Annotated in this window: 2 protein-coding genes; both read left to right on the forward strand. The window is 67.0% G+C overall.

Going from position 1 to position 1,496, the window contains the following annotated elements; all coding sequences use genetic code 11:
• On the forward strand, positions 1-720 hold a 720-nt coding region (locus AC1DEY_RS23380; RefSeq protein ID WP_476870082.1), incomplete at its 5' end, for an ATP-binding cassette domain-containing protein.
• The coding region (locus AC1DEY_RS23385; protein WP_476870083.1) for an ABC transporter permease at positions 717-1,496 on the forward strand (780 nt) is incomplete at its 3' end. The genes AC1DEY_RS23380 and AC1DEY_RS23385, both read left to right, overlap by 4 nt.

Genomic DNA, 1,496 nt, shown 5'->3' on the forward strand with positions numbered 1-1,496 from the left:
CCGTTGAAAGAGGTCGGCGCACTCCTGGACGCCAAGGCTCTCCACCCGGCCCGCAGCGCCGTCAAGCACCTGTCCGTCCTGGCCGCCACGCACGGCATCCGGCGCAGCCGGGTCGATGAGGTCATGGCGATGACTGGAATCACCGATACCGCCCGGAAGCGCGTCAAGGGCTTCTCCCTCGGCATGGGCCAACGGCTCGGTATCGCCGCTGCTCTGCTGGGCGACCCTAGAACCGTGATCTTCGACGAGCCAGTGAACGGGCTCGACCCCGAAGGCGTCCAGTGGGTGCGCACCCTTTCCCGCCATCTCGCCTCCGAGGGCCGGGCCGTGTTCCTGTCCTCGCACCTGATGAGTGAGATGGCACAGACTGCCGACCATCTGATCGTTATCGGCCGTGGCCGGATTATCGCCGATGCTCCTGTCGCGGAGATCCTCGCCCAAGGGCAGGACCGGACACTGGTCCGCAGCGACCAGGCGCATCAGCTGCAGGCTGGCCTGGCCTCCGCCGGGATCACCTTCCGCGAACTGGAATCGGGGCTGCTGGAAGTCGCGGGCGCCGARCCMCGCCRGATCGCCTGGATTGCCCGGGAGCATGACGCTCTGATCCACGAGCTGACGCCGGTCCGGGCCTCGCTCGAAGAGGCGTACATGGAATTGACCCGAGATGATGTTGAATACCGCTCCGSCGCACTGGCCGGGGCAGGAGAGGKRRCCYGATGACCACCGCCGTACCCACCAGCCGTCGCGCTGCGGCCGCCGTCCGCCAGGACAACGGGATAGGGCTCACCTTCCTTCGGGCCGTGCACGCCGAATGGATCAAGCTGACSTCCCTGCGCTCCAGCTWCATCATCCTCACCATCGCGTTTCTGGGCATGGTCGGAATCAGCCTGCTCAGCACCCTGTCCGTGGTCGACATGGCCTCTGGCTACATCGCCTWCGGCGCGGACCCRGCGGGCAGCGAAGCCCAACTGGGCACGGYKGAGGAGTTCGGCGTGATGGCCCGCGGCGTGGCATCCAACGGCATTGTCATCGGCCAGTTCCTGATCGCCTCCCTGGCCGTCATGCAGATCGGCTCCGAATACGGCACCCGCATGATCATCACAACCCTCACCGCGGTGCCCCGCCGGATCACCGCTGTCCTGGCCAAGACGCTCGTGGTCGCCGGCACCTCCTTCATCGTTGGAGTCGCCGCGGCCCTCACCTCCTACGCCATCGCCCAGCCGCTCCTGGAGCCCCACGGGCTCAGCTATCCACTCATCGCTGACGGGGTTATCCGGGCCATCTTCAGCACCGGGGCCTACCTCGCCCTGGTCGCCGTCCTCGGCCTGGGTATCGGGACACTGCTGCGCAACAGCGCCGGCGGCATCGTGGCCACGCTCGGAGTGCTCATCGTCCTTCCGATCATCGTGGCGATACTTTCCAGCGTGAACGGCTCGTTCAGGGACCTTGGGCTCTACCTGCCCACGTCCGCCGGCACCGACATGGTGGCAATCCGC

It is taken from the genome of Arthrobacter sp. 05T47, from assembly GCF_056395825.1.